The following is a 22,616-nucleotide window of genomic DNA, read 5'->3' as shown; positions in this document are numbered from 1 at the left end:
TTAATGTGAGCCGTAGGAGTTTTTCATTTGCAGTTAATGTGAGCCAAAACTGGCGCTGATTGCGAGTCAGAGGAATTTCGATTGCGAGCCGCTACAGGTATGGGCGTTTGTTCAAAGGCGGTTAAGCTGGCACAGCGTTGCGCTGATGTGTTCCCTGCTATTGTTGCAGAGTTACAGGAATATCGGAACGCCGCTAAGCGAACTTCAGCATGACAAGAGCCACGGAACGCGCTTACAGCGAGCTACAACAGGCGTTTGATTTCTATAACCAGCGCCTTTTTGACGGCGAACTCCCTGACTGTCTGATTACGTTCCAGCGCGGCAAGAACACAATGGGCTATTTCAGTTACAGGCGCTTTGTTGCTGCTGACGGCAGCGGCAGGATGATTGATGAAATCGCCCTCAATCCTGAATACTTCCCGGTGTACCCGCTTATTGAAGTCATGCAAACGCTGGTTCATGAGCAGTGCCATATGTGGCAGTACCACTACGGCAACCCGTCGCGTAAGACGTACCACAATGCGCAGTGGGCGGCAAAAATGGAAAGTATCGGACTTATGCCCTCCTCCACCGGGAGACCTGGTGGTGCGAAAGTCGGCCAGAAGATTAATGACTATCCGATCCCTGGTGGCCGCTTCCAGCGCGTCACACTGGAACTGTTCCAGGGGCAATTTGCTTTGAGCTGGTTTGATCGCTTCCCTGTCCAGGTCGAACAACAAAAAGATATGACCGCCGTAATAGAGCAATGGCGCGAAACGCTTGCTCTGGCGCATCAAAATGCTGAGGCCGGGATTGATATAGAAGCGGTGCTTTCTATGGCTCTGCTGCCGTCAGTGTCACCGCAGAACGGGAGCCATTCAGATGATATGGCCGGGAGCAATGACAATGATTTGTCAGTTGCAGCATTTGAGGACAAGCCAAAACGAAATAAAGTTAAATATCAGTGTCGCGGGTGTGGCGCTGCCGTGTGGGGCAAAGCCGGACTGAATATTGAATGCGGCGATTGCGAGCTGGCTTTCATCGAAAATTAATTGCCAGCAAATTTTCCCGGTCACAGCTGTTGGCCAGTGTTTTTTTGCCAGCAAAGTTTCTTCCCGGGTTCGCGCCGGCAGCGCAAAAATGACAGCAAAAGAGGGGTATCATGGGGCATTACACAATCAGAACGAATGACGACGAAGATCAGGCCATTAAAAAGGCGCAGGAAGCGACCGGACAGGCATCAGCCAGCAAAACCTTTATGACGGCTATCCTTGAGCTTCAGCGTAACAGAGACGAGATGGCGCAGCTACGGCGTGAACTGGCGCAGGAAAAAGCGCGGAGTCAGGAGCTGGTATCATCGGTAAAACAATTCCGTTCCAGCCTGAACAATCTGTTTGATCTGGCTGACAACCCTTAAATAACAAGGAGCGAAACGTGCATACCACAAATGCGATTATCCTGTGCCTGGTGTCATATCCCTGCATCGTTGCATGGGTTATCTATAAAAACAGATTTGTCGATTACTTGTTTTTAACTCTGCTTGCTTGTTTGGGGAGCATTTTTTCAGTCGTATTGTATAAACAGCCCGACTACTCATTGACCATATATCAGGCCGTTGCTGTCGGCTATGCTGCCGTGATCATGCCAACGGTGTTAGTTTTGAGTGTCGTTAATATCCTCATGGGAAAAGCAGAGAGAACGTGCAAATGAATACACTGGCTGCACTGGAAAATACGTTTCGTGATATGAGAAAGCATGGCTGCCAAACAGTCATGGTCACGCAGTCTGTAGCTGATTTTGGCCGCTACAGCTATAAACCGCGCCCTGCATTTCAGGACTGGATCGAACGGCTGAAGACTGGCGAACGTCTGCCGCGAGGCCGTTACTTTGTTGGCAAGAAGCCTGGTGGCCGCCTGGTGCTCATTGATGAATTGGGGGGAACATGGACAGAAAAAGTAACAGTGATTCATACCAACGCTGGATGATAGAGAAGGCTGACAAAAGGGAAAGGACGCAAATCAGTATGTCGTTCGTAAAGATGAAGGACGTACTTTTTAACGTGCTGGCTATCGGTACTGTTTTAGCAGCCCTGGTGGTGATCTTTTATGAAGTGCAAAGCAGCTTATAAATTGATGGCCGTTGACAATGAATGTCATACTACCTGACCGGGCAATGCCGGAAGATTTCTTTCACGGGTGATGGTTTGTGATCCCGGCATTGTTCCGGCGCTCTCTCGTAAATTCTCGCGCCCAATCCCCCTCGCAAAACCTCAGAATTCACGTAACGCACCGCGATTTCGGCAACCATCAACCCTAACGTCCTTATGTTGTTGGGTTTGCCGCAGAACAATTTATTCATTTAAAATAGATTTAAACGAAGCGGGAAACCGCAGACGTAAAAAAACCGACTGGTGAGGTCGGCTTTTTTACGGTTCCGGTGCGAGCTGGTAACTCAGCCCGGAAGGGAAACTCTCTACAACTGACAATAGTATGATAATCCGTGAAGCCTGATTATGCAATATGACGGGCAGTGACTGTGCGTTAACGGTTTGCCTGAACGTTAGATAAACGTATAATCAGAGGGTTAGCTCTGTGGTGAGTCTCTCCCTGCATTCCGCTAAATGCGGCATGAACAGGTTCAAAGTCCTGACAGGTAATACAGGTGGTGCTGGTTATCTGTGCTCTGGCAGGAGTGAGACTCTCTACAACTGACAAGACGAAGAGAAGCCGTGGTGACAGGCAGTGTAAGAGCAAGCCACGGTGTCTTTACTCCATTTATGGAGAAAACGGATGATTAACCTGTTAATCATCGTTCTGAGGGCGGTAGCGGCGCTTGCAAACGCGCTGATTGCCATTCTGGAACTGATCCGCCAGTTCATCGACTAATGAACACGGAAACGTAATTAAGGCCGGAGGAACACCACCTCCGGCCTTTAATAAAAATATAGTTTAGTTACAACATTCACTAGTCTGTACTAACCACCACACACCTGACCTTCTGCGCACAAGTTACCTTTAATCACTCCTAAACAGGCATTTCATGAAACTCCCCTGTTCTTGCATCGGTAACAATGTGCGTAATGACCCCCCTGACCTCCAACCCGTCCTCATCGTCATCAGGTATAGCCCTGAAGTTATCCAGCTTATCGAGTTCCTGGAGACACCGCTTGGGGTGTAGTCGCAATCGCATGATCCTGAATTCTTGTTCCAGGACACAGAGCACCAAAGACCCGTCAACGGGCGTGCCCCCAAAATCTACTATGAGCAGCGCACCAGGCTTTATCCCTTCCCGGAAAGAGTAGGTATCACTTCGAAAAAAGAATACTCCCGGCGCTCCTGTATTACAGTGCTGATCGAGTGACAGCCTGTTTTCCTGGTAGTCGGTTGCTGGCGATGGAAAACCCATTTTTAACGGCCTCCGTTGGGGTTAAAAAGCATGAATGTCCGGTTCTCTCCTTCCTGAGTGGAAATGTCTTTAAAAACGGTCACGTAGGTTTCAATCCACTGATTTGCTTGGCGACAACTCCAGTGAAAATTAATCAGCGCAAGCTGGCTGACAAAGGCTTCTGTCGTAACTGTCTGACGACCGTTCGGCTCACGCTTAATGCTCGCTGGCCAGGCTGAGTCAATTTCATAGTGTCTAGGCATGAAAAACCTCCGATCAATGTAGCTGTATACATATACAGTATAAAGAATCAGTTTTATTCTTCAACACACTGTTTATTATGTTGTAACTACTCCCTACCTTCAGGTTCATGGTTCATTTTGTTAACGGTCTGTTGCTTCACAGCTTTGCTGATAGTCGCCCGGCTACAACCCAGCACTTTTTGAATCTGGCTCCAGGAGCTGCCGCTCGCAATCAGCCTGTTTATGGCGTCATAGCGAGACTGATTAACCTGGCGGCCTTTATACTTCCCTTCCCTTTTCGCCCTGGCGATCCCCTGCTGCTGCCGTTCCCGGCGCTGTTCATAGTCTCGCCTGGCGACGGCGGCCAGCATATCCAGCAACATATCGTTTATGGCCGAAAACATTCGGCTGTCAAAATCATTGTGACCCGATGCGAGCCAGGTTGTCGGAACGTTGACGGCCACAACCCGGATATCTTTCTGCCGGATCATTTTCTTCAGTGTGTTCCAGTCCTCCCCTACCAGGCGTGAAAGCCTGTCCACATCCTCTACCAGCAAGATATCGTTTTGCTGACAATCTTTCAGGAGCCGGAACAACTCAGGGCGTTCAAGCTTAGAACCTGATTCATTTTCAATGTAGTAGTTACAGATGCTCAGGCCGCGCTCGATGGCGAAGGTATTTATCGTGTCCAGGGCGCGTGTTGCATCCTGATCAGTCGTGGATGCGCGTAAGTAAGCTCTGACAAAGCCTTTCGGTACTGTTTGAGTCATTATAGGGAACCAGTTCATTTTGAGTTAACCAGACACACCCATACAGTACCCATTTCAGTTGGTTCAGGGAAGGCACACTCAAAAAGAACCAGCAAACACCCCCGACCCTATAGTGACAACGTCACACTAAAGATTTACAACATAAAGATATTGTAAAGACACACCACGCTTTACCAAGTAACCCTCCTGTAAAGACAGCGCTATATTTACCACGTAAAGATAAAACAAAGACATGCTTGTCTTTATTTGTGCTTTACATGGTAAATCTTTTTGATTATAAAGACACTATAAAGACAAAAATATCTTTACGAAAAACACACAATGTAAAGACAAATACATCTTTACATGAGCTTTACAACATAAAGAGAGGAGTTGTGAAAATGGGTAAAATCTTGCTTGTCGTATCAGATAAGGGTGGGGTAGGCAAAAGCACCTACGTAGCTAACACAGGCTCAATGCTGGTCAACAAAGGTAAGTCGGTAATTATCCTGAAGACAGATAAAAACCACGATCTGTTGAGCTGGAACGAAAAGCGGACAGATAACGGCTTACTCACTATCCCGGTTCACGCAGCTTACGGAAACGTCAGCAACGAAATTAAGCGCCTTAGTAAGCTGTGTGAAGTCCTCATTGTCGATTGCCCCGGCCATGACAGCCAGGAGTTCCGTAGCGCCCTGACAGTATCAGATATCGTGGTAACACTGGTTAAGCCGTCCTCTGATTTCGAAAGCGAAACACTGACCAGTGTTACAGAGAAAATCCGCACCGCTCAGAAAGCTAACGCAGCTCTGGAACCGTGGGTGCTGTTCACCAGAATCAACTCAGCGAAACCCCGCCACAGAAAAGCGGCCATTGATCTGGATAAATTACTGCGTTCGGACAACATCTGGATTCAACCTCTGAAAACCCGGATATCCGAGCTGGATGTGTATGAAAGCGCCTGTAATGAAGGGGCAGGGGTACATGACGTTAGCCGGGCATCGAGCCTTTCAACAGCGAAAGCACAGATTGAACTTGTGGCACAGGAAATTGGAATTTTATAGCAATATCAACAAGATTCATCGATATCTTTACATTGTAAATACACAATAAAGATACTATGATATTTACAATAAATGCATACCGTACAAGAGGAAATTTTCATGGCTTTAAAACTAAACCGTCCGAACATCGATGAATCTCAGCAACCAGCAACAAACGCAGAAACTGCGCGTTTTATCTCCGGCGCTACCAGAGCGCCTGTAGTGGGTAAACCAAAGTTGATGAACTTCAGACTGCCAACGTACTTTGAGGAGATCCTGGAAGCTGAGGCGCAGAGAACAGGCCAGAGCAAGACAACCGTTCTAAAGGCAGCGCTGGCCGCATTCGATAACCTGGACGAGAACCTGAAAAACCACTGGCTGCTTGAATCTGCAAAATTAGGGTAGCGTTATGGCTAAGAAAAAGAGATATGTCGTGATGGTTAGAGATAAAACCAAATACAGCGGCAATCAGCGATTATTAGCCTGGTTAGTATGGTTCGCTAACAGGCATAATAAGGCCGTTGCCTATGACTGCGGAGAATGGATTGTCGAACCATCATATTGGTTAAGAATTGGAAATCCAAAATAGAAAGCAACCTAAGGAAAGAAAAATGTTCATATTCAGATATATTAAAGCTCTTATTAATATCTACTTGTTATACATCCAACCGATATTGGGGATGTTCCTTATAGGTATAGGCTTATGGGGTTTCTATGCACCTGATGAGGGAACTTGTACTAATCTCAATATTGAGTTATGCGCTGTATCAGCTATTGATGTTCTGAAGCCTGCTATTTTTGTATTTTTAGGCATTATTACCGTTGCCGGATGGTACTTTAGCGAACTTCAGCCGAAGCTAAGGGGGGAGGGCAAGTATATGAAGGTAAAAACAGGTGTAAAACCGGAAGATTTCGTTAAGTAAAAACCGAGCCTAAAGACGTTAACCGTGGGGGATTTATGAATAAATCATGGCTTGAACAACAGGTGCAAAATGAAAAATTAAAAAAAGTACAGGAAGAGAAAAAAGATGGCACTATCCAAAAAGGATTGTACAGGGTTCGTATAAAAGACAAATACAGGTGGGATTTGTGGGAAAATGATTTCAGAGTTGTCATTGCTTATTCGAAAGATGATGCAGAGCTAAAATTTACGGGAATGACAGATTTTAATGAACATTACTATATAGAAAGCATTGAAAAAATAACGCTTTCAGATATAGAAAAAATCTTACTGGAAAACTGAACAGATAGATATCCAGAGGTTTAGTTAAATAATGGCGTTAGTTTTTCAACCAGTAGCAGATCGCTTAAACCGTCTAAAGAAACAACTTCTATACCAGAATCAACAAGTGAATCAACTCCAGATACTTCACCGAAGCCGATAACCATAATCGGCTTTCGGTCTATTAAATCAAAAATCACCAAAGGCAATATTACACTGTTAATCGCCTCAAACTCCTGAAAAAACATTTCAGAGCCGTATTCGCTGGCAGGAAAAAGAATCTCACTTAATCTCAAACCATAAAAAATATGGTAGTGTTCTTTAAGGTTATCCTTTAAAATATTAACAGCCTTAGAATATTTTTCGTTAATAAACTCTTTAACCTGATATTTCATAAATCTCTCCAACAAGAACCGACTGTAGGTCACCGGGCAAACGTTGCGGAATGGCGTCAGAGACGTCATTTTGCGGCGTTTGCCCTATCCTGCATCGCAGTGAAAAGAACTCGCCTCGTGCGCTATGATTAACCGATGATAAAAGGCTGAAAGAAGCACTGCAAGCCGACTGGATAACATTGTTGCTTCACGGCTGATCATCATTGGTTGCCTCAGTGCTAGTGTGCTTTGCATCAGGAACCAGAAGACGATACCACGGCATTTTTTTGTTAAGCAGCTCCATCAGGGGAGTGGCAAACAAACTCAATCCCCACAGCGTTACGATTACTGGAATCGTGAAATTTTGCGGCGTCCAGAACTGGCGCTCAAGGTGGAACCATGTAACAACACAGAGCAGGCCACCAATCCAGAAAATAGCTTTACTGAAAGCCCCCAGGACTGCCAGAGAAATAACAGAGACTAAATGCAGTGCGCCAGCCGTAGCAAGACGTAGATAAAACCAGAACCATTTAGCGTGCCGGATAACCGGGTTACCGTTCGTTTCTCGCAATCGTTTTTTGCGTTCCCGGATGATTTCTTTTTTCAGCTTACTTCGTTCGGCTCCCTGCGGAAACTCATATATTTTAGCCATGTTTTGCCTCACTTATTCTTTTTTGGTGGAACGACTTTGTCAAACTCCTCTAAAAATGCCATATCATCTTCCGAAAAGGATGGGGATTTTTCATTTATACTAAACTCAAATCTAAGCATGTGAGCCATTCTCCCTTTTTTCCCAACAACAGAGAAAGATAACTGATTTATTTCCGTTTTCTCAATTATTTCATTAATGCTTTTATTGATAACATCACGAACAAAAAATGAGTATTTAGGATACTTATATTTCTTCTCCCCTTCCTCAATAGTATAAAGTCCCATTTCCTCTTTTAAATCATCCACGGATATATCAAAAGATTTTTTTGAACTATTCTGACTGTAATATTTCCTAATGACTTGATAAAGGTTTGTTGAGTTTACACTGTTCAACAACACAACTGATTTCAATACCTGAGTGGTATATCTATTTTCAGAACCAATCAACTTAGAAAAATATCGCTTAGCTGTATTTGTGAATTTTATCCGTACAGTTGCAAGATGATCGTAATAGGCACAGAATTCTGTTAAGTTTAAATCCAAGCGATCAGGTATTTTATTCTTAGATGATAGTATCCCAAGTTCATCAGCTAAATTTTTTAAATCATCTCTGTTTAAAACTAACGTAGTTGAAGAAAGAACTTTAGCTCCCTCTTTCAGAGCAGCATAAGAGGCATATTTATCTAAAGAAGTAGCTTTTGAAAAAAAGTCAGCATCAACCTCCAAAATATCATCATCTAACATTTCCTTTGTATCAATCTGGCAAAGAGCCAGAAAAAGCACTCTTTTTGCTGAAAGGGAAAGGGATGCAAGAGTTACCCCAACTTCATTTCTATGTCTAACTTTCGTTAATCCCGTTACTGTCTTCACGATAAGCCTCATATAACCTTTCCTATGTAGGCAAATCATAACCCCACAAAGGTTGTAATTCAAGATAACAATACAACCTTTAATTAAAAAACCTCTCACCTTTAGATATGAAGATCTGAGGATCTTCATATCTAAAGATAGCAACAACCGCATGTTTCACTTGATGTTCAGTCAAACTGTGGAAACCGTTAAAAATCTTCTCACCTTACGTGAAAAATCCTCTCATCTTTAGTGAAAAATCTAACAACCTTAACTTAAAAATCTTCTCACCTTACGTGAAAAATCCTCTCACCTTACGTGAAAAATCCTCTCACCTTTAGAGAATTTTTCCCATAATTTTCAGGTAATTGAAGCGAGCTAAGTTTTTAAGTTTTTAAGATCAAGAAGAAAATATAAGGCTTTTAATGCACAGCGACTGTGGATAACTCAGCATAAATCCAGAGGATAGATCTATCTGGCCTCCCTGAGCACTGCACTACCAAAAATTGAGCAAATATTAACCTTAGTGCGTAAGTGCTCTATTAAAACCCCGTGGAAATTCCGCTTCCTCGCTCACTCGCGGGCTTCGCCCTGTCGTTCGGCTGCGGCGAGCGGTATGATCTCTCTGAAAAGATCCTAGCGGGATCCTTTTTCGATCCAATCCTAAAACGCAATCAGAAGCCCTCAGCGGCGTTATAACGGCTTTTACCCGGTCATGATTCAACTCAACGGGTAAAAAGCGCTTAGAGCGCCATACAGCTCGTTTTACGAAACAAGCCGAAAATTAACCTAGGGCGATATGCGCTCACACAGGATGCCAGCAAAATTTCACAACCGGCGAGGATGGCCACCGGATTTTTGCTGGCAATTGTCGTGCAGCAGCTGGCGCCCGGATTCATTTTTTGCTGTCAGGCATCAATCGGTTTCAGCAACACGCCCCGTAATTCGCTGCTAACGCATCTCATAACGCGCAGATACAGCGCCCCGCGCCAGTGTTTCACACTGACCCGGCGTACCGTTCGCAAGCTCACGCGCTAACTGCGACAGGCTAAACATCGTCTGATAGCCAGAAATTGGCCTGGCAGGGGTGAGGGGGGTTATCGCTCTCATTCGGGCTTGTTGGTTCGCCAGGACTGGCGAACGTCTCCGGCGCGATGTTACGACAGCGCATTATGTAACTACAGTTCGCGCCTCTTTTGGTAATCTCTTATGCACAGTAAAGCAATATCTGTCTTTATTTAATCTTTACAATGTAAAGCAAAAAAAAGATGTTACAACCATCATTTGATGGTATAATGAATTTGTTGGTTGGGAATGGTTCCCTGCCAGATTCCAGAAGCCCACACGGGCGGGAGCGAAAAATGAATATTCAGGAAGCATTAAACGTTTTTGGTTTATCCGGTGATCTGACTGAAAAGGACATCAAGGCGGCATACAAAAAAGCGGCTTTAAAATATCATCCAGACCGCAATCCATTGGGTGCCGAGCTGATGAAAGCAGTAAATGCAGCGTTTGATTTTCTCATGGCTAACATTGATAAAATCAATCAGTTTCAAAGCACTGATGATGATGCACGTTACAACTACGGTGAAGATCTGGAAAAAGTTTTGAATACGCTTTCCGGCCTTACAGGGATTGTTTATGAAGTCATTGGTAATTGGGTCTGGATTAGCGGAGAAACTAAAGAGCACAAAGATATTTTAAAGGAAATGGGCTGTAAATGGGCATCGAAGAAAAAACAATGGTTTTACCGTCCTGAAGAACACAAAAGCCGCTGGAACCGTAAAGAACACAGCATTGAAGAAATCCGTGAAATGTATGGTACAGCGGGTAAACGTAAGGCGTCAGGGTGGAGACGTGTAGAAGCTAGCGCATAACCGGAACGGGGGCGAAAGCCCCCTAGAACATGGCAAAGATTGATACGGAGACACGTTGATGAAAAACAAGACCATAACGGAAGCGGAGCTGATAAACATTTTTGAAGGTTACGGAGCCTACATTTGCCCGGATGAGGTCGAAGTTACAGTCAAAGAATGCAATGAAAATGGTTCAGTCTTACACCGTGGCTTAAACGCAGAAGGATGGGCGCATCTTTTTGCAAAGGAAGAAGCATATCAGCAGGAATGCGAAGCCCAGGAAGCTGCAAGTGATGATGGACACTTTGATGAATAGTCTTAAAACTGCCGTAATTCAATTTACGGCTTTTTTGTTGAGTTCAAAAGGCTGAATCAGATGAAAGAACAGAAAAATTTCTTTGAACGGTATCAACCTGTGTTTGAAATCGTTTGTCGAATCCTGGGGAACGGCTGGCGTGTAAACCTGCTCGATGATTGCCAGTGCAGGATAAAGCTAACATCACCTCAGTTTAAGAATTACTCTATACATATTCGAATGGAGAAGGGAAGGTTAGTCATTATTGGAAGCGTAGATAGTCGAAGCTGGAGAAGTCCTTACCATACTTGCACAGTATCGCCAGAACGTAACCCTGTAGAAATCGCCGCCGATATTGAAAAGAAAATCCTGACGGATGCTTTAGATAATGTAGATATGGCGCGAGAATATGAACAACAGTTACAGCGGAAACGCGAGCAAAAACAGATCCTGAAAGGAATGTTATCTCGTTTAGTGCGTCTTGAAAGCTGGCATGGGACATTAACCGGGTTTAAAGTTGAGAATGGGTTAGATGGTAACGTATCAGAACGGGGCGACGGATATGAAATGGTAATTCGTGGCCTGAGTGTGGATCAGCTCATAAAGGTAGCGGGGTTTATTAAACAGTTATGAGGCAAAAAATGAATGAGATCCTGAGCGACAGGAAAAACAAAGGTAATGTAACATACAGGATTGTTGTGTCTGAAGATGCAACACGTTTGTTTATTGAACTTGAAAAACTGATGAAGGTACGCTCTAAAGAAGAGGATAAAAAAACAACTAAAAAGGTTGTTTTCCAAAAATCATTTTATCATGAAGAATTCTGTAACGTTAAAGATGAAATTGATGATCCAATTTTATTGCAATTCTATTCAGATACTATCGTGAAGGTACAAAATCATGAGTTTTAAACCAACACCTGAAGAGGTGAAACAAGCACGTATCAAAGCTGGCTTTACCCAGCAGGAAGCCGCTGAACGGTTTGGTTTTACGTTATCAGCCTGGCAAGCCAAAGAAACATCCGGTAAAACATCTCGCGGTTTAGCCGCTGGTACGTATGAATTACTTTTGCTCCTGGCCGATGAACATCCAGATTACCAGCTCGTTAAGCGAGAAAAAAATCAGGATAAAGTGACTAAATAAATTGCATTACCATCATGTGATGGTATAATTTATTTGTAGGTCGGGAATAGTTCCTTACCATGATCCAGTAGCCCAAACGGGCGGGAGACTAAAATGAATACTTATGTTATCACTTTCCAGGCTTTAAACTTTAATAAAGAAAAAATCACCTGCTCCGCTTTTGTCCATTCAGAAACTCTCTTCCTCGCTGTTCATTCTTTCGAAGATAAAAATCGCGGTCGTGGTTATGTGATCACGTCTGTTAATGAGTTATTGACCGATGAATTGATAGCTAAAAATTCTCTCAAAAAAAATATTAACTTTTGATTCAACGAATGTGGATTAAGTAAAGAGGAGATTATTAAAGAAATTAATAACTGGAAAAATTTTGCATATACCCTTAAAGAACTGGAGGAAGCCAAACATGAAGCGATAAGAGAACTTCGGAGTTAATTAATTAGGGGTGGTATCAGGTTGTGGAGGCAACCTGATACCGTGACACTCAATTCCCTCGCGAGGAATATAAAATGTCGGAACGCATGTTATCAGCAATACAGATTGTTGAAAAGGGTGGGCGTCCGGTTTTTCCCTTGATGCCATTCTCTGCTTTTCCTGAGTACATGGCATTACTCAGAAAAGCCCTGGAAAAGAAAGAAACCAAAGCACTGATAAAAAAACAGGAGATGCTATGAAAAAACAGGAATTTTTAGATTTTATCAGTGCTGAACAGAGACGGGGGGCTGTCCGGTTTTCGCTGGGATTTAACAGCAAAGGAGAAATTGTATTGCACTGGACTAATGAGGCCGGGTTAAGAGTCTGGAGTATACTAAGCGGTAACAGGGGTAAAAGTCCCAGCCGGGCAAACCGGGAAAGAATGAGTAACTTTCGTCGCTGGCTCCATGATGCCCGTCAGGGCATGGAAGGCGACACTCCAGAGGCAGAATAAAATTCCCGTTCCTGAATCGCCGAAGCCCTCCCGTTTACGGGAGGTGCTTTTTTGTATATTCCGCAAAACAGCGCTCGCGCCTCCTGCCAGGCCATTCGCGCAGCGAATTTATTTCCACCCAAGCTAGCCGCAAATCCGTTGTCTCCGGTCGCAGACGTACCAGATCACAGCCATGATAGCCTTTCATTCTTTGCATTTCGATGGACGCTGAAGCACAATTTGTGTGCGGAGGTAGTTCACTGCGATGCAGGATAGGGCAAACGCCGCAAAATGACGTCTCTGACGCCATTCCGCAACGTTTGCCCGGTGACCTACAGTCGGTTCTTGTTGGAGAAATTTATGAAAAAAGTTCAATTCAGGATTGAAGAAAGCCAACATGATGATCTACTTGATTGTCTTAAAACACTTTATCCAGATGAACCGGGTTTAACCGTGGCAAAAGGAATGAAGCTGCTTGCCAGTGCTTTACTGAAAAGCAAGGTTAAAAATGAAGATGTTAATGTTTCAAAAGACAATGATGATTTTATCAAAACCACAATGTATTTGACAGGGAAACAAAGAACTTTAATCGAGAAAGCGGCTCACCGTCATGGCTGGAATTTATCCAGAGAATGTCGTTACCGAATCCAGACGACACTTGAAAATGAACTTGATTTCTTCGATCAGGAACTTCTGGTGATGAATCGTTGCCGTAATGCAATAGATAAAATCGGGCGGAACTTTCATTATATTATCGTTAATGATAATGCCAGGGTACTTGATAAAGATGGGTTCTATCAGGACGCTGAGCGGTTGAGTACAGAGATAATGAGTCTCAAAAGTGAGTTTGAAAACTACATTATGTTATGCAAAGGGCGAACTGTTTCTAACAAGGTTGAGGTGTAATCATGGGCGTTTATGTTGACAAGGAATTCAGGGTAAAGCGTAAGTCCTCTGAAGCTGGCCGCAAGTCTGCTTTCGCCCATAAAGTTAAAAATGGTGGTAAGAATTATCAACGCAACGTTCAGGAACGTATCAACCGCAAGGGTGCCAGTAAGGAGGTTGTTGTCAAAATCTCAGGAGGTGCAATTACCCGGCAGGGAGTTCGAAACAGTATTGACTATATGAGCCGGGAGTCAGAGCTGCCAGTGATGAGTGAAAGCGGTCAGGTATGGAAAGGTGATGAGATTCAGGAGGCTAAAGAGCACATGATAGATCGTGCTAACGACCCTCAAAATGTTTTCGATGATAAAGGTAAGGAAAATAAAAAAGTAACCCAAAATATTGTTTTTTCACCGCCTGTATCAGCAAAAGTAAAACCTGAAGATCTGCTTGAATCTGTCAGGAAAACGATGCACAAGAAGTACCCAAACCATCGCTTTGTGCTTGGCTATCATAACGACAAAAAAGAACATCCACACGTACATGTCGTTTTTCGTATTCGTGATAACGACGGTAAACGAGCTGATATCAGGAAAAAAGATTTACGGGAAATTCGTACAGGTTTTTGTGAAGAGCTGAAGCTGAAGGGCTATGACGTTAAAGCCACTCATAAGCAGCAGCATGGACTTAACCAGTCTATTAAAGATGCTCACAAAACAGCGCCAAAAAGACAGAAAGGCGTTTATGAGGTCATTGATGTTGGATACGACCATTATCAGAACGATAAAACCAAACCAAAGCAGCATTTCATAAAGCTTAAGACACTGAACAAGGGCGTGGAGAAAACATATTGGGGGGCTGATTTTGGTGAGTTAACCACACGCGAGAACGTTAAGAAAGGTGATCTCGTTAAGCTGAAAAAGTTAGGACAAAAGGAGGTGAAAATCCCTGCACTTGATAAGAACGGTGTACAGCATGGCTGGAAGACTGCACACAGGAATGAGTGGCAGTTAGAGAACCTGGGGGTTAAAGGCATAGACAGAACCTCTTCATCCAGTAAAGAGCTGGTGCTGAACAGTGCGGAGATGATTAAGAAACAGCAGCTCCAGATGAGAAATTTCTCGCAAATAAAACAGTCGATGATTCAAAGCGAACAGAAAGTGAAAATTGGTATTCGCTTAGGATAATTCATGCCCTCCAGTAACTTATTGATTAAGATCGATTTATTTATCTTGTTAGCAGAGTTTTTATAAAAAGTAACTAGCGGTAAAAAATTTAGTTAACTTGACTATAAAATCAACGCAAGGCGATCAATCGATCTGCTTTTTTGTTATCAAATGGTGTTTAAATCTAGATATAACCAAAATAACAGCACAAACAAAATGAAATATGTCGTAAATGCGATCTAAAGATCTGCTTGTGTGGTTGAACGCAGCACATGTAGCTGATAAAGTTTTTATGAGATGTAAATTTGTCCTTTTGTTTTTTTTCTCTGCTTCGGGGTCATCCGAGTCGAGAGAGCGCCTGAAAGGAAAAAACTATGGAATGGTATGTTTTGCAATTCACCACTACGAGGTTTGCAGCAGTTTTTGCTCATCTCGAACGCCTGAACTTTTCTTACTTCTGCCCTATGGAGACAGAAAGATATCGTCGCCCGGATAAGATAATTTCATATCGAGAAAGACGTTTGCCGCTTTTCCCCGGTTATCTTTTTATCCAGGCAGATTTTGAAGAGGTTCATTCCACTACAATAACTGCTATCCCTTACGTACAACGCTTTATCTCATTTGGCGGTGAGCCTTTACCTGTACCAGAAGATGTGATGGCGGAGCTTTTGTGCAGACAATCGCATACAACAGCTCAGGCAAATATTTTAAGGAAATCAATTCCACACGAATTTGCTGAAATTCTCCTCATGGATAATCCACAGCAAAGAAGTATGGCTTTCATCCACTACATCACAGAGAGAAGCTTAACCCACAAAATGAAACGGAAGAAAAATGACTGCTACCCGGAAAAAAACCGCAACGAGACGCAAGCCCCAACGTAATACACTCTACCTGCCCTCAGCTTCTCGTGAGGAACTGGATAAAATTGCTCTGGAGATTGGCTATCGCAGGGGGCGGCGTATTTCAAGCTCTGGTGTTGTCCAGTACCTCATTAAAAAATATTCCAGCCAGGCTATTGAGGAGCTGATAAACGAAGACGATGACGACTTCGATGACTAACCATTCAGTCTAGACTTTCCGCGCTGTTCTGGCCGGGAGAAAATCATGTTATCTACTACTGCTTTTGCGGCGCTTGCTTTGCAATGCGCGGCCAGCGTTCATCCCGATACTGCGCATGAAGTTGCAAGGGTTGAATCTGGTTTTAACCCATATGCTATTGCCGAGATAATACCGAAGGTTGAACGTAAGCCCGGTGACAAAGGCGTAGTGTCCTACTTCCCCAAAACTAAGGAGGCTGCACTCCAGATCGTAAATCAAATTGAATCTCGAAATCATCGTTACTCAGTCGGTCTTATGCAAATAACGAGTACGAATTTTGCAAACTTCAATACAACCGCTGAGAAAATGTTTGACCCCTGCGAAAACCTCAAGGTTTCAGAGAAAATTTTGGTGGATTGTTATAAACGTGGTGGCGACATTTTACGTGGTCTGAGTTGCTATTATTCCGGCAATCCAGAAACGGGAACTAAACCTGAATCAGATTTTAATAACACCAGTTATATACAGCGTATAGGGTTTAATCCGCCTGATAACAAAAAAAACTGGGTGGTTCCTTCAGTTAAAGATGCAATCAGAAAGGAGAATGTAACGCAGAGTATCAAACCTAAAGAAGTTACCGTATATCCCCAATATGCCATGCGTGGCACTGTTTTAGATGAAAAGGAAACAAACGATGTTAAAACTCAATAAACGTTATTTAACTCTTTCTGTATTTATGGCTGCATTGATGCTTTGTGTAGCAGAACCCGCATTTGCTGATGATGTATCCACTAAAACAACTGGCTTCTTGCAGAAGATTATCGATTTTCTGACGGATATCCGTAAGCCAGCAATCACCATCATTGCGCTGGTAATTGGTTATATCGCTATCTTCTCACGCCAGCATGCAGCGTGGATTACGCCTTTAATTATCGGGATTATCATCTTTATTGTTGCGCCATATCTGCCTGACTGGTTAGCGTAATATGTAATAAAAGGGGGCGTAAAAATGAGTACCGTTTTTAAAGGGCTGACACGCCCCGCTTTGATTAGGGGGCTGGGCGTTCCGCTCTACCCCTTTCTTGGAATGTGCGTTATCTGCGTTCTGCTTGGTGTCTGGATTCATGAGGCTATGTATGCCCTCATCCTCCCTGGCTGGTATGCCATCAAGCGAGTTACGAAGATAGATGAACGCTTTTTTGACCTGCTTTATCTGCGAATGCAGATCAAAGGTAATCCTCTGGCAAACAAGCGTTTCAATGCCGTCCATTATGCGGGGAGTTCGTACGACGCAGTCGATATATCGAAAGTGGACAATTTTATGAAGCTTAAAGACCAGTCTTCTCTTGAAGAGTTAATCCCGTATTCATCACATATTACAGAAAACCTCGTTGTTACCAAAAATCATGATTTAATCGCGACATGGCAGATTGACGGGGCTTATTTTGAATGTGTTGATGAGGCTGATCTGACATTACTTACTGACCAGCTCAATACGCTGATTCGTAGTTTTGACGGTAAGCCCGTTACTTTTTATGATCATCGTATAAGGGGGAAAAAGTCTGTCCAGCCTACTTTTAAAAGTAAAATCCCATTTGTTAACAGGGTGATGAACGATTATTACAGCTCGCTTTCTGAAGCAGAGTATTTTGAAAACAAATTATACCTATCTGTATGTTATAAACCGTTCAGTGCTGAAGATAAAGTTACCCAATTCTTTTCACGGAAAAAAGGTAATAAAAACATCTTCGAAGAACCCATTAATGATATGAATGAAATCTGCGGACGACTGAGCACCTATCTGTCCCGGTTCCATTCCCGCCGTCTTGGGTTATATGAAGAGAATGGTGTTGTTTACTCTGACCAGCTCTCATTGTTCCAGAAGCTGCTTTCCGGCCGCTGGCAGAAAGTCAGAGTTACCAATAGCCCGTTTTATACATACCTGGGTGGTAAAGATGTGTTCTTTGGTAACGATGCAGGGCAAATCACCGCTTCAGACCATGCCCGGTACTTTCGTTGCATCGAGATTAAGGACTACTTTCAGGAAACGGATGCCGGAATTTTTGACGCCCTGATGTATCTCCCTGTTGAGTATGTCCAGACATCCTCTTTCACGCCGATAGACAAACAGTCGGCAATCAAGGCGCTGGATGATCAGATCGACAAACTGGAAATGACGGATGATGCGGCTCAATCCTTACTGACTGATTTAAAAGTTGCTCTCGACATGGTGTCCAGTGGTTACATTTCTTTCGGTAAAAGTCACCAGACCCTGATTGTCTACGCTGACACGCCGGAACGCCTGGTGAAAGACACCAATATCGTGACAACTACTCTGGAGGATTTGGGGCTTATCGTCACCTACTCAACTATGAGTCTTGGCGCGGCTTATTTTGCTCAGCTACCCGGTAACTATACGTTACGGCCACGCCTTAGCCCTATCAGCAGTCTGAACTTTGCCGAAATGGAAAGCTTCCACAACTTCTTTACGGGCAAAGAGAAAGGGAATACCTGGGGGAATTGTCTGTTAACTCTGGGGGGATCAGGCAATGATATTTATCACCTCAACTATCACATGACTACCGAGCATCAAAATTACTTCGGTAAAAACCCCACGCTGGGGCATACCGAAATTCTTGGTACGTCAAACGTGGGTAAAACGGTAGTGATGATGGCTAAGGCTTTTGCCGCCCAGCAGTTCGGTACGCCGGAGTCTTTCCCTCCTGAAAGGAAACACAAGAAACTTACTACCGTATGGTTCGATAAAGACCGGGCAGCGGAACCCGGTATACGTTCAATGGGAGGTGCTTACTATCGGGTAAAAGAAGGAGAGCCGACAGGCTGGAACCCTGCGGCTTTGCCCCCCACTAAACGTAATATTTCCTTTATGAAAGACCTGGTGAGGTTAATTTGTTCGCTAAACAGTGAGCCGCTTGACGACTACCAGAACCGCCTGATTTCTGATGCCGTTGAGCGCCTTATGCAAAGGTCAGATCGCTCTTATCCGATTAGTAAGTTACGACCACTTATTCTGGAGCCTGATGATACTGAAACCCGGCGGCATGGGCTTAAAGCCCGTCTGAAGCCCTGGACTCAGGGAGAGGAATTTGGCTGGGTGATCGATAACCCTGAAGATACGTTTGATGTGGATAATCTGGATGTGTTCGGTATTGATGGAACGGTGTTCCTGGATAATAAGGTACTTTCCAGCGTTGCTTCATTCTACCTGATCTACCGTGTCACCATGCTGGCCGATGGCCGCCGACTCCTTATCTACATGGATGAGTTCTGGCAATGGATTAACAACGAAGCGTTCAGGGATTTTGTTTATAACAAACTCAAAACCGCTCGTAAGCTGGATATGGTGCTTGTCGTAGCGACACAATCGCCGGATGAACTCATTAAATCACCTATCGCGGCTGCCGTTCGTGAGCAATGCGCAACACATATTTATCTGGCGAACCCCAAAGGGAAACGTAATGAGTATGTGGACGAGCTGCAAGTCAAAGAGCTTTATTTTGACAAAATTAAAGCCATTGACCCGCTCTCTCGTCAGTTCCTGGTCGTTAAAAACCCACAGAGGAAGGGGGAAAGTGATGATTTTGCGGCTTTTGCAAGACTGGATTTAGGTAAAGCGGCGTATTACCTACCGGTTCTCAGCGCATCGAAACCCCAGCTTGAACTGTTCGATGAAATCTGGAAAGAGGGTATGAAGCCGGAAGAATGGCTTGATACCTATCTGGAACGTGCAAACCTGATTTAAGGAATCCCTATGAAAAAGCTTATCGTTGCGGCACTTATCGCCTCTGTTACGGTTATTTCTGGTGCTCAGGCAGGTATTCCCGTTGCCATTGATGCAAACCCTGAATGGGCTGTCGAAGCGCAGCGCTGGACAGAACGTCTCAAACAGTGGCAGGACACGGTGAGCCACTACCAGAAACAGATCAATGCCTATAAGCAGGAGCTGCTGACCAAAACGGGCATTCGTGATGTTCAGGGACTGGTGCAGTCTGCGCAATCTGTCAGTAAGGAGCTGGAGAAGATTTACGACCAGGGGAACTCCTTCATTGATGATTACATTAAGAACCCGGAGGCCGCCCTGTCTGAGCAAGCCAGATCTCTTCTGGCCGATTATAAGGTGACAAACACCTGTAAAGGCCTGGGTTATACAGGTGACCTTGTGCGGGGCTGTGAAGCCTCGTTCCTGTCCCAACTGGCGGGGATCGAGTACGGTAATAAGCTGGAAAGTAAACTGCGTGAAGATAATCAGGAGATGGCCGATCTTATCGACCAGGTGAAGAACGCCCAGGACACGAAAGCTACGCAGGACGCGACAAACGCTGTATCTCTGGCAAGCCTGAAATTTAACAAGCTCAAATTTCAGTATGAAATGTATCGCGATAAGCAGCGCGATCTTGCAGAATACAAGGAGAAAATGTTACAGGCCGCATATCAGCAAAAACAATTAGGAGCGGTTAATACCGATACCCCTGTTGTAGACTATAAAGCGGCGTTTGATCAGCAGAGCTATGAAATGAACTGAGGAGGAATCTTGAAAAAATATGGAGTAGTTGCAGCGTTGGGGCTTACTTTCTTTCTTGCCGGGTGCGAAGAGGTTAAATCTGTAGATTGGTGGCAGTCTCATCCTGACGAAGCAACTAAAAAAGTAGCTGAATGCAAAAAGTCTGGTAGTGATAGTGATAATTGCAAAAATGCTAAAGACGGTTTATTTAGGTATAAGCAATTACATCCTAAGCACGTTGATTATAAAGATGCATTCAAAGATGTTTTGGGTAAAGAGGGAAGTTAAAAGGAGCCATTATGGCAACTTCTAGGTTTTTCCAAGCCGCCCATGACGTTATTGTTAAAAACATTGACCAGTCTTTGACTGGTCAATTAGATAATTTTTCTTCAATAGCGTATCAATTGGGTAAGTATGGTATTTCTATCTATATATTATGGTATGCATACACCACTGTAGTTGGTAAACAGAAAACCGCAGTTCAAGATTTTCTATGGAACTTATGTCGATTTTGGCTGATTCTTGTCTTTGTCAGAAATATCGGTGGTTGGCTAGATAGTGCTAATCAGGCTATGGATGGGCTAAGGGAAACATTTGCAGGTGGTGACCCGTGGAAATGGGTTGATGAACTTTGGGAAAAAGTTCAGCAAGTGGCAGCATATCTTATGTCTAAAGATACATCTACATATGTTAAAACTGATGGCTCAATCGCAGCGATATTGACATATGCTGGCGGTATCTTAGCTCTGTTGTTGACATCTATAGTTTATCTTGCCGCTGAGGTAACACTTAAAATGCTAGCTGTTACTGCACCTCTGTTTATTATTTGTCTGTCTTTCGGTTTTTTACGACAAATGTTTAATAGCTGGCTACAGCTAATATTTAGCTCATGCTTGATATTTCTATTTTGCGGTTTGGCAATTAGAGCGGGGATGACTTTTTTAAATGGCATCCTGACAATATCTATAGCAAATGCAGATGAGCTAAATCTAATCTCAACTGGCGCTCAGGCCGGGGTTGCAGGCGCATTCATGGCCTGGATTATCTGGCAAGCCAAAACCTATGCTTCCCAGCTCGCAGGGGTGGGTGTTGAAGGCGCGATGCAGGGGGCAGCCGCAATGGGGATTGGTGCTGGCGTGTTCGGCGCTTCCCGTATGGGGCGCAATATGCTTGGCATGGGTAAAAATGCAGGGATAGGAGCATGGAAAGGTGTTCGCCGTCAGGATAATGGTTTTAGCCAGTCGCCTGGTGTTTCAGGCAAGCTGGGGAATCTGACAGGACAGGGAGTTAACATTGGTGCCAAGAGACTTCGACAGGCTGCTATTGATATGGCGAAAAAGAAATACGGAGGATAATTTCATGGATGCTCTTAATACAGGTTTGTGTATTCTTATTATCCTTCTTTTGATTACGATAATTTCAAGCATCTGCGTATAATATTCACTCCTTTGTTTAGGTAATATTAATATGAAACTACTTATCACGGCTATCGTGACGCTTTGCCTCGTCGGATGCCAGGCGTCACATAAACAACCCCCGGTGTCCGGGAAAAGCGAACCTGTTAATTCAGCAGAGGTAATGCGCAATGGGGTTTAAAATTTCAGAATTAAAACTGCCTGGTTTTAACAAGAAAAAAGAAGTAACGGACTCTTCGACTACTTTTGAAGAGAAAAATGTATTGATGCAGGAGAAAATGAACCGCATTTATAAATTCGGTGGTATTGCAGGAATGGCCGTAGGTGTGTTGTCTCTGCTGGCACTGAATGGGGCGCTGCCGTTAAAGAGTACGGTTGTCGAAGCTTATCTTATTAATGGTGTCACTGGTGTTGCTGAAAGGCTGACTTCCGTTAAAAAAGAAAACCTCTCTGAAAATGAAGCACTGGCGAAATACTTTATTACTCAGTATGTGAAGCGTCGTGAAGGGTATAACTATTTCAGTCTCCAGCATGATTATGATTATGTTCTGTTATACAGCGCTGAGAATGTGGCGACGGATTACAACGCTTTAATCAACAGCAACCAGTCACCAAAGGTTATTTATAATAAAGCGGAAAAAACAGCATCCGTTCAGGATAATCCCTCCGTGATTATCAGTCCGTCATCACGGCGCGATGATAAGGATATGGGGGCATATGTCAGGTTTAAATTAACCATTCGAAATGTCGCGACAGGCCAGGATGATTATGAATACTGGAACGTCAGACTGACCTACCGTATTGAACCACAGGTCGAAATGGCATCGGGTGACCGAAATAATAACCCGCTTAAATTCGTTGTAACGAGCTATGTACGCGATAAAGAAGTGAAAGGGTGA

At 43.9% G+C, this 22,616-nt stretch carries 33 protein-coding genes; 27 read left to right on the top strand and 6 right to left on the bottom strand.

All coding sequences use genetic code 11. From position 1 onward, the window contains the following. Positions 1 to 209 precede the first annotated feature (209 nt). The 5 genes from ACTJJI_RS25240 to dqlB all read left to right on the top strand — a co-directional run bounded on the left by ACTJJI_RS25240 (position 210) and on the right by dqlB (position 2,864). Positions 210 to 1,031 (top strand): SprT-like domain-containing protein, encoded by an 822-nt coding sequence (locus ACTJJI_RS25240; protein WP_000196235.1) that lies wholly within the window; start codon positions 210 to 212, stop codon positions 1,029 to 1,031. Positions 1,032 to 1,141: 110 nt separating this feature from the next. Beyond that, the gene (locus tag ACTJJI_RS25235; RefSeq protein WP_000510385.1) at positions 1,142 to 1,396 is read left to right on the top strand and encodes a hypothetical protein; all 255 of its coding nucleotides are present in this window, start codon (positions 1,142 to 1,144) and stop codon (positions 1,394 to 1,396) included. 17 nt (positions 1,397 to 1,413) lie between these two features. Then, positions 1,414 to 1,689, top strand: coding sequence for a hypothetical protein (locus ACTJJI_RS25230; RefSeq protein ID WP_025756643.1), 276 nt, complete (start codon positions 1,414 to 1,416; stop codon positions 1,687 to 1,689). Beyond that, complete coding sequence (locus ACTJJI_RS25225) at positions 1,686 to 1,964, top strand: hypothetical protein (protein ID WP_440656071.1); 279 nt, start codon at positions 1,686 to 1,688, stop codon at positions 1,962 to 1,964. The genes ACTJJI_RS25230 and ACTJJI_RS25225 overlap by 4 nt, the downstream gene beginning before the upstream one ends. Before the next feature lie 804 nt (positions 1,965 to 2,768). Beyond that, the gene (gene dqlB / locus ACTJJI_RS25220) at positions 2,769 to 2,864 is read left to right on the top strand and encodes a DinQ-like type I toxin DqlB (protein WP_000609145.1); all 96 of its coding nucleotides are present in this window, start codon (positions 2,769 to 2,771) and stop codon (positions 2,862 to 2,864) included. 139 nt (positions 2,865 to 3,003) lie between these two features. Here the strand turns inward: dqlB and ACTJJI_RS25215 are convergent, their stop codons facing one another. From ACTJJI_RS25215 to ACTJJI_RS25205, 3 genes are all read right to left on the bottom strand, one after another. Further along, entirely contained in the window at positions 3,004 to 3,384 is a 381-nt protein-coding gene (locus tag ACTJJI_RS25215) for a HumD family translesion DNA polymerase (RefSeq protein WP_000506741.1), read from the bottom strand. A 2-nt stretch (positions 3,385 to 3,386) separates the two neighbouring features. Beyond that, entirely contained in the window at positions 3,387 to 3,626 is a 240-nt protein-coding gene (locus ACTJJI_RS25210) for a DNA polymerase V (RefSeq protein WP_440656069.1), read from the bottom strand. 86 nt (positions 3,627 to 3,712) lie between these two features. Then, positions 3,713 to 4,375 carry a recombinase family protein gene (locus ACTJJI_RS25205; protein WP_440656067.1) on the bottom strand — a complete coding sequence of 221 codons (663 nt, stop codon included), beginning with the start codon at positions 4,373 to 4,375 and terminating at the stop codon, positions 3,713 to 3,715. A gap of 380 nt (positions 4,376 to 4,755) precedes the next feature. Between ACTJJI_RS25205 and ACTJJI_RS25200 the strand changes: the two genes are divergently transcribed. From ACTJJI_RS25200 to ACTJJI_RS25185, 4 genes are all read left to right on the top strand, one after another. After that, the gene (locus ACTJJI_RS25200; RefSeq protein WP_000516402.1) at positions 4,756 to 5,418 is read left to right on the top strand and encodes a nucleotide-binding protein; all 663 of its coding nucleotides are present in this window, start codon (positions 4,756 to 4,758) and stop codon (positions 5,416 to 5,418) included. Positions 5,419 to 5,517: 99 nt separating this feature from the next. Beyond that, positions 5,518 to 5,802, top strand: coding sequence for a CopG family transcriptional regulator (locus ACTJJI_RS25195; protein WP_440656065.1), 285 nt, complete (start codon positions 5,518 to 5,520; stop codon positions 5,800 to 5,802). A 206-nt stretch (positions 5,803 to 6,008) separates the two neighbouring features. Beyond that, a complete protein-coding gene (locus ACTJJI_RS25190; protein WP_001549896.1) occupies positions 6,009 to 6,320 on the top strand; it encodes a hypothetical protein in 312 nt (103 codons plus the stop codon). A 35-nt stretch (positions 6,321 to 6,355) separates the two neighbouring features. Then, complete coding sequence (locus ACTJJI_RS25185) at positions 6,356 to 6,640, top strand: hypothetical protein (protein ID WP_001549897.1); 285 nt, start codon at positions 6,356 to 6,358, stop codon at positions 6,638 to 6,640. A 20-nt stretch (positions 6,641 to 6,660) separates the two neighbouring features. On the opposite strand, the gene ddp1 (ACTJJI_RS25180) is transcribed toward ACTJJI_RS25185, so the two are convergent. From ddp1 (ACTJJI_RS25180) to ACTJJI_RS25170, 3 genes are all read right to left on the bottom strand, one after another. After that, entirely contained in the window at positions 6,661 to 7,014 is a 354-nt protein-coding gene (gene ddp1, locus ACTJJI_RS25180; protein WP_042060986.1) for a DNA distortion polypeptide 3, read from the bottom strand. A 187-nt stretch (positions 7,015 to 7,201) separates the two neighbouring features. Continuing rightward, on the bottom strand, positions 7,202 to 7,645 hold the full coding sequence (locus ACTJJI_RS25175; RefSeq protein ID WP_440656062.1) for a hypothetical protein: 444 nt from the start codon (positions 7,643 to 7,645) through the stop codon (positions 7,202 to 7,204). Positions 7,646 to 7,653: 8 nt separating this feature from the next. Further along, positions 7,654 to 8,667 (bottom strand): replication initiation protein, encoded by a 1,014-nt coding sequence (locus ACTJJI_RS25170; protein WP_440656060.1) that lies wholly within the window; start codon positions 8,665 to 8,667, stop codon positions 7,654 to 7,656. Between the two features lie 1,187 nt (positions 8,668 to 9,854). Between ACTJJI_RS25170 and ACTJJI_RS25165 the strand changes: the two genes are divergently transcribed. The 18 genes from ACTJJI_RS25165 (at position 9,855) to ACTJJI_RS25080 (ending at position 22,616) form a co-directional block, all read left to right on the top strand. Then, complete coding sequence (locus ACTJJI_RS25165) at positions 9,855 to 10,370, top strand: DnaJ domain-containing protein (RefSeq protein WP_440656058.1); 516 nt, start codon at positions 9,855 to 9,857, stop codon at positions 10,368 to 10,370. A 58-nt stretch (positions 10,371 to 10,428) separates the two neighbouring features. Continuing rightward, positions 10,429 to 10,665, top strand: coding sequence for a hypothetical protein (locus ACTJJI_RS25160; RefSeq protein ID WP_440656056.1), 237 nt, complete (start codon positions 10,429 to 10,431; stop codon positions 10,663 to 10,665). A 60-nt stretch (positions 10,666 to 10,725) separates the two neighbouring features. Then, the gene (locus ACTJJI_RS25155; RefSeq protein WP_440656054.1) at positions 10,726 to 11,277 is read left to right on the top strand and encodes a hypothetical protein; all 552 of its coding nucleotides are present in this window, start codon (positions 10,726 to 10,728) and stop codon (positions 11,275 to 11,277) included. Between the two features lie 65 nt (positions 11,278 to 11,342). Further along, complete coding sequence (locus ACTJJI_RS25150; protein ID WP_249474094.1) at positions 11,343 to 11,555, top strand: hypothetical protein; 213 nt, start codon at positions 11,343 to 11,345, stop codon at positions 11,553 to 11,555. After that, a complete protein-coding gene (locus ACTJJI_RS25145; RefSeq protein ID WP_000008707.1) occupies positions 11,545 to 11,787 on the top strand; it encodes a hypothetical protein in 243 nt (80 codons plus the stop codon). Before ACTJJI_RS25150 ends, ACTJJI_RS25145 begins: the two co-directional genes overlap by 11 nt. 93 nt (positions 11,788 to 11,880) lie before the next feature. Next, complete coding sequence (locus ACTJJI_RS25140; RefSeq protein ID WP_440656051.1) at positions 11,881 to 12,093, top strand: hypothetical protein; 213 nt, start codon at positions 11,881 to 11,883, stop codon at positions 12,091 to 12,093. Between the two features lie 200 nt (positions 12,094 to 12,293). Next, positions 12,294 to 12,458, top strand: a complete 165-nt coding sequence (locus tag ACTJJI_RS25135; protein ID WP_334649430.1) for a hypothetical protein — start codon at positions 12,294 to 12,296, stop codon at positions 12,456 to 12,458. Continuing rightward, positions 12,455 to 12,712: a hypothetical protein gene (locus ACTJJI_RS25130; RefSeq protein ID WP_001549910.1), complete on the top strand. Its 258-nt coding sequence runs from the start codon at positions 12,455 to 12,457 to the stop codon at positions 12,710 to 12,712. The genes ACTJJI_RS25135 and ACTJJI_RS25130 overlap by 4 nt, the downstream gene beginning before the upstream one ends. A 339-nt stretch (positions 12,713 to 13,051) precedes the next feature. Further along, positions 13,052 to 13,597, top strand: coding sequence for a DNA distortion polypeptide 1 (ddp1, locus tag ACTJJI_RS25125; RefSeq protein WP_001549911.1), 546 nt, complete (start codon positions 13,052 to 13,054; stop codon positions 13,595 to 13,597). 2 nt (positions 13,598 to 13,599) lie between these two features. Further along, positions 13,600 to 14,760, top strand: a complete 1,161-nt coding sequence (gene mobP1, locus ACTJJI_RS25120) for a MobP1 family relaxase (protein ID WP_335241739.1) — start codon at positions 13,600 to 13,602, stop codon at positions 14,758 to 14,760. Positions 14,761 to 15,113: 353 nt separating this feature from the next. Continuing rightward, positions 15,114 to 15,623, top strand: a complete 510-nt coding sequence (locus tag ACTJJI_RS25115; protein ID WP_001549913.1) for a transcription termination/antitermination NusG family protein — start codon at positions 15,114 to 15,116, stop codon at positions 15,621 to 15,623. 223 nt (positions 15,624 to 15,846) lie between these two features. Then, on the top strand, positions 15,847 to 16,491 hold the full coding sequence (locus ACTJJI_RS25110; RefSeq protein ID WP_015059080.1) for a lytic transglycosylase domain-containing protein: 645 nt from the start codon (positions 15,847 to 15,849) through the stop codon (positions 16,489 to 16,491). Then, positions 16,475 to 16,765 (top strand): TrbC/VirB2 family protein, encoded by a 291-nt coding sequence (locus ACTJJI_RS25105; RefSeq protein ID WP_000916156.1) that lies wholly within the window; start codon positions 16,475 to 16,477, stop codon positions 16,763 to 16,765. The genes ACTJJI_RS25110 and ACTJJI_RS25105 overlap by 17 nt, the downstream gene beginning before the upstream one ends. A 24-nt stretch (positions 16,766 to 16,789) precedes the next feature. Then, positions 16,790 to 19,543, top strand: coding sequence for a VirB3 family type IV secretion system protein (locus tag ACTJJI_RS25100; protein WP_440656047.1), 2,754 nt, complete (start codon positions 16,790 to 16,792; stop codon positions 19,541 to 19,543). Between the two features lie 9 nt (positions 19,544 to 19,552). Continuing rightward, complete coding sequence (locus tag ACTJJI_RS25095) at positions 19,553 to 20,323, top strand: type IV secretion system protein (protein ID WP_440656045.1); 771 nt, start codon at positions 19,553 to 19,555, stop codon at positions 20,321 to 20,323. Between the two features lie 9 nt (positions 20,324 to 20,332). Beyond that, the gene (locus ACTJJI_RS25090; RefSeq protein ID WP_001549918.1) at positions 20,333 to 20,590 is read left to right on the top strand and encodes an EexN family lipoprotein; all 258 of its coding nucleotides are present in this window, start codon (positions 20,333 to 20,335) and stop codon (positions 20,588 to 20,590) included. Positions 20,591 to 20,601: 11 nt separating this feature from the next. Further along, a complete protein-coding gene (locus ACTJJI_RS25085) occupies positions 20,602 to 21,657 on the top strand; it encodes a type IV secretion system protein (RefSeq protein ID WP_440656043.1) in 1,056 nt (351 codons plus the stop codon). 230 nt (positions 21,658 to 21,887) lie between these two features. Further along, positions 21,888 to 22,616, top strand: coding sequence for a virB8 family protein (locus tag ACTJJI_RS25080; RefSeq protein WP_094283305.1), 729 nt, complete (start codon positions 21,888 to 21,890; stop codon positions 22,614 to 22,616).

This window comes from Enterobacter sp. 22466 (genome assembly GCF_052044775.1).
Classification (GTDB): domain Bacteria; phylum Pseudomonadota; class Gammaproteobacteria; order Enterobacterales; family Enterobacteriaceae; genus Enterobacter; species Enterobacter dissolvens.
The sequence above is the reverse complement of the archived record's forward strand: the minus strand, read 5'-3'. Positions and strand labels throughout refer to the sequence as shown.

What these genes read in the sequence shown, in the direction of transcription:
- ACTJJI_RS25240 (WP_000196235.1), top strand. Translation starts at nt 210, where the DNA reads ATGACAAGAGCCACGGAACGCGCTTACAGCGAGCTACAACAGGCGTTT.
- ACTJJI_RS25235 (WP_000510385.1), top strand. Translation starts at nt 1,142, where the DNA reads ATGGGGCATTACACAATCAGAACGAATGACGACGAAGATCAGGCCATT.
- ACTJJI_RS25225 (WP_440656071.1), top strand. Translation starts at nt 1,686, where the DNA reads ATGAATACACTGGCTGCACTGGAAAATACGTTTCGTGATATGAGAAAG.
- dqlB (WP_000609145.1), top strand. Translation starts at nt 2,769, where the DNA reads ATGATTAACCTGTTAATCATCGTTCTGAGGGCGGTAGCGGCGCTTGCA.
- ACTJJI_RS25215 (WP_000506741.1), bottom strand. Translation starts at nt 3,384, where the DNA reads ATGGGTTTTCCATCGCCAGCAACCGACTACCAGGAAAACAGGCTGTCA.
- ACTJJI_RS25210 (WP_440656069.1), bottom strand. Translation starts at nt 3,626, where the DNA reads ATGCCTAGACACTATGAAATTGACTCAGCCTGGCCAGCGAGCATTAAG.
- ACTJJI_RS25205 (WP_440656067.1), bottom strand. Translation starts at nt 4,375, where the DNA reads ATGACTCAAACAGTACCGAAAGGCTTTGTCAGAGCTTACTTACGCGCA.
- ACTJJI_RS25200 (WP_000516402.1), top strand. Translation starts at nt 4,756, where the DNA reads ATGGGTAAAATCTTGCTTGTCGTATCAGATAAGGGTGGGGTAGGCAAA.
- ACTJJI_RS25195 (WP_440656065.1), top strand. Translation starts at nt 5,518, where the DNA reads ATGGCTTTAAAACTAAACCGTCCGAACATCGATGAATCTCAGCAACCA.
- ACTJJI_RS25190 (WP_001549896.1), top strand. Translation starts at nt 6,009, where the DNA reads ATGTTCATATTCAGATATATTAAAGCTCTTATTAATATCTACTTGTTA.
- ACTJJI_RS25185 (WP_001549897.1), top strand. Translation starts at nt 6,356, where the DNA reads ATGAATAAATCATGGCTTGAACAACAGGTGCAAAATGAAAAATTAAAA.
- ddp1 (WP_042060986.1), bottom strand. Translation starts at nt 7,014, where the DNA reads ATGAAATATCAGGTTAAAGAGTTTATTAACGAAAAATATTCTAAGGCT.
- ACTJJI_RS25175 (WP_440656062.1), bottom strand. Translation starts at nt 7,645, where the DNA reads ATGGCTAAAATATATGAGTTTCCGCAGGGAGCCGAACGAAGTAAGCTG.
- ACTJJI_RS25170 (WP_440656060.1), bottom strand. Translation starts at nt 8,667, where the DNA reads ATGCGGTTGTTGCTATCTTTAGATATGAAGATCCTCAGATCTTCATAT.
- ACTJJI_RS25165 (WP_440656058.1), top strand. Translation starts at nt 9,855, where the DNA reads ATGAATATTCAGGAAGCATTAAACGTTTTTGGTTTATCCGGTGATCTG.
- ACTJJI_RS25160 (WP_440656056.1), top strand. Translation starts at nt 10,429, where the DNA reads ATGAAAAACAAGACCATAACGGAAGCGGAGCTGATAAACATTTTTGAA.
- ACTJJI_RS25155 (WP_440656054.1), top strand. Translation starts at nt 10,726, where the DNA reads ATGAAAGAACAGAAAAATTTCTTTGAACGGTATCAACCTGTGTTTGAA.
- ACTJJI_RS25145 (WP_000008707.1), top strand. Translation starts at nt 11,545, where the DNA reads ATGAGTTTTAAACCAACACCTGAAGAGGTGAAACAAGCACGTATCAAA.
- ACTJJI_RS25140 (WP_440656051.1), top strand. Translation starts at nt 11,881, where the DNA reads ATGAATACTTATGTTATCACTTTCCAGGCTTTAAACTTTAATAAAGAA.
- ACTJJI_RS25135 (WP_334649430.1), top strand. Translation starts at nt 12,294, where the DNA reads ATGTCGGAACGCATGTTATCAGCAATACAGATTGTTGAAAAGGGTGGG.
- ACTJJI_RS25130 (WP_001549910.1), top strand. Translation starts at nt 12,455, where the DNA reads ATGAAAAAACAGGAATTTTTAGATTTTATCAGTGCTGAACAGAGACGG.
- ddp1 (WP_001549911.1), top strand. Translation starts at nt 13,052, where the DNA reads ATGAAAAAAGTTCAATTCAGGATTGAAGAAAGCCAACATGATGATCTA.
- mobP1 (WP_335241739.1), top strand. Translation starts at nt 13,600, where the DNA reads ATGGGCGTTTATGTTGACAAGGAATTCAGGGTAAAGCGTAAGTCCTCT.
- ACTJJI_RS25115 (WP_001549913.1), top strand. Translation starts at nt 15,114, where the DNA reads ATGGAATGGTATGTTTTGCAATTCACCACTACGAGGTTTGCAGCAGTT.
- ACTJJI_RS25110 (WP_015059080.1), top strand. Translation starts at nt 15,847, where the DNA reads ATGTTATCTACTACTGCTTTTGCGGCGCTTGCTTTGCAATGCGCGGCC.
- ACTJJI_RS25105 (WP_000916156.1), top strand. Translation starts at nt 16,475, where the DNA reads ATGTTAAAACTCAATAAACGTTATTTAACTCTTTCTGTATTTATGGCT.
- ACTJJI_RS25100 (WP_440656047.1), top strand. Translation starts at nt 16,790, where the DNA reads ATGAGTACCGTTTTTAAAGGGCTGACACGCCCCGCTTTGATTAGGGGG.
- ACTJJI_RS25095 (WP_440656045.1), top strand. Translation starts at nt 19,553, where the DNA reads ATGAAAAAGCTTATCGTTGCGGCACTTATCGCCTCTGTTACGGTTATT.
- ACTJJI_RS25085 (WP_440656043.1), top strand. Translation starts at nt 20,602, where the DNA reads ATGGCAACTTCTAGGTTTTTCCAAGCCGCCCATGACGTTATTGTTAAA.
- ACTJJI_RS25080 (WP_094283305.1), top strand. Translation starts at nt 21,888, where the DNA reads ATGGGGTTTAAAATTTCAGAATTAAAACTGCCTGGTTTTAACAAGAAA.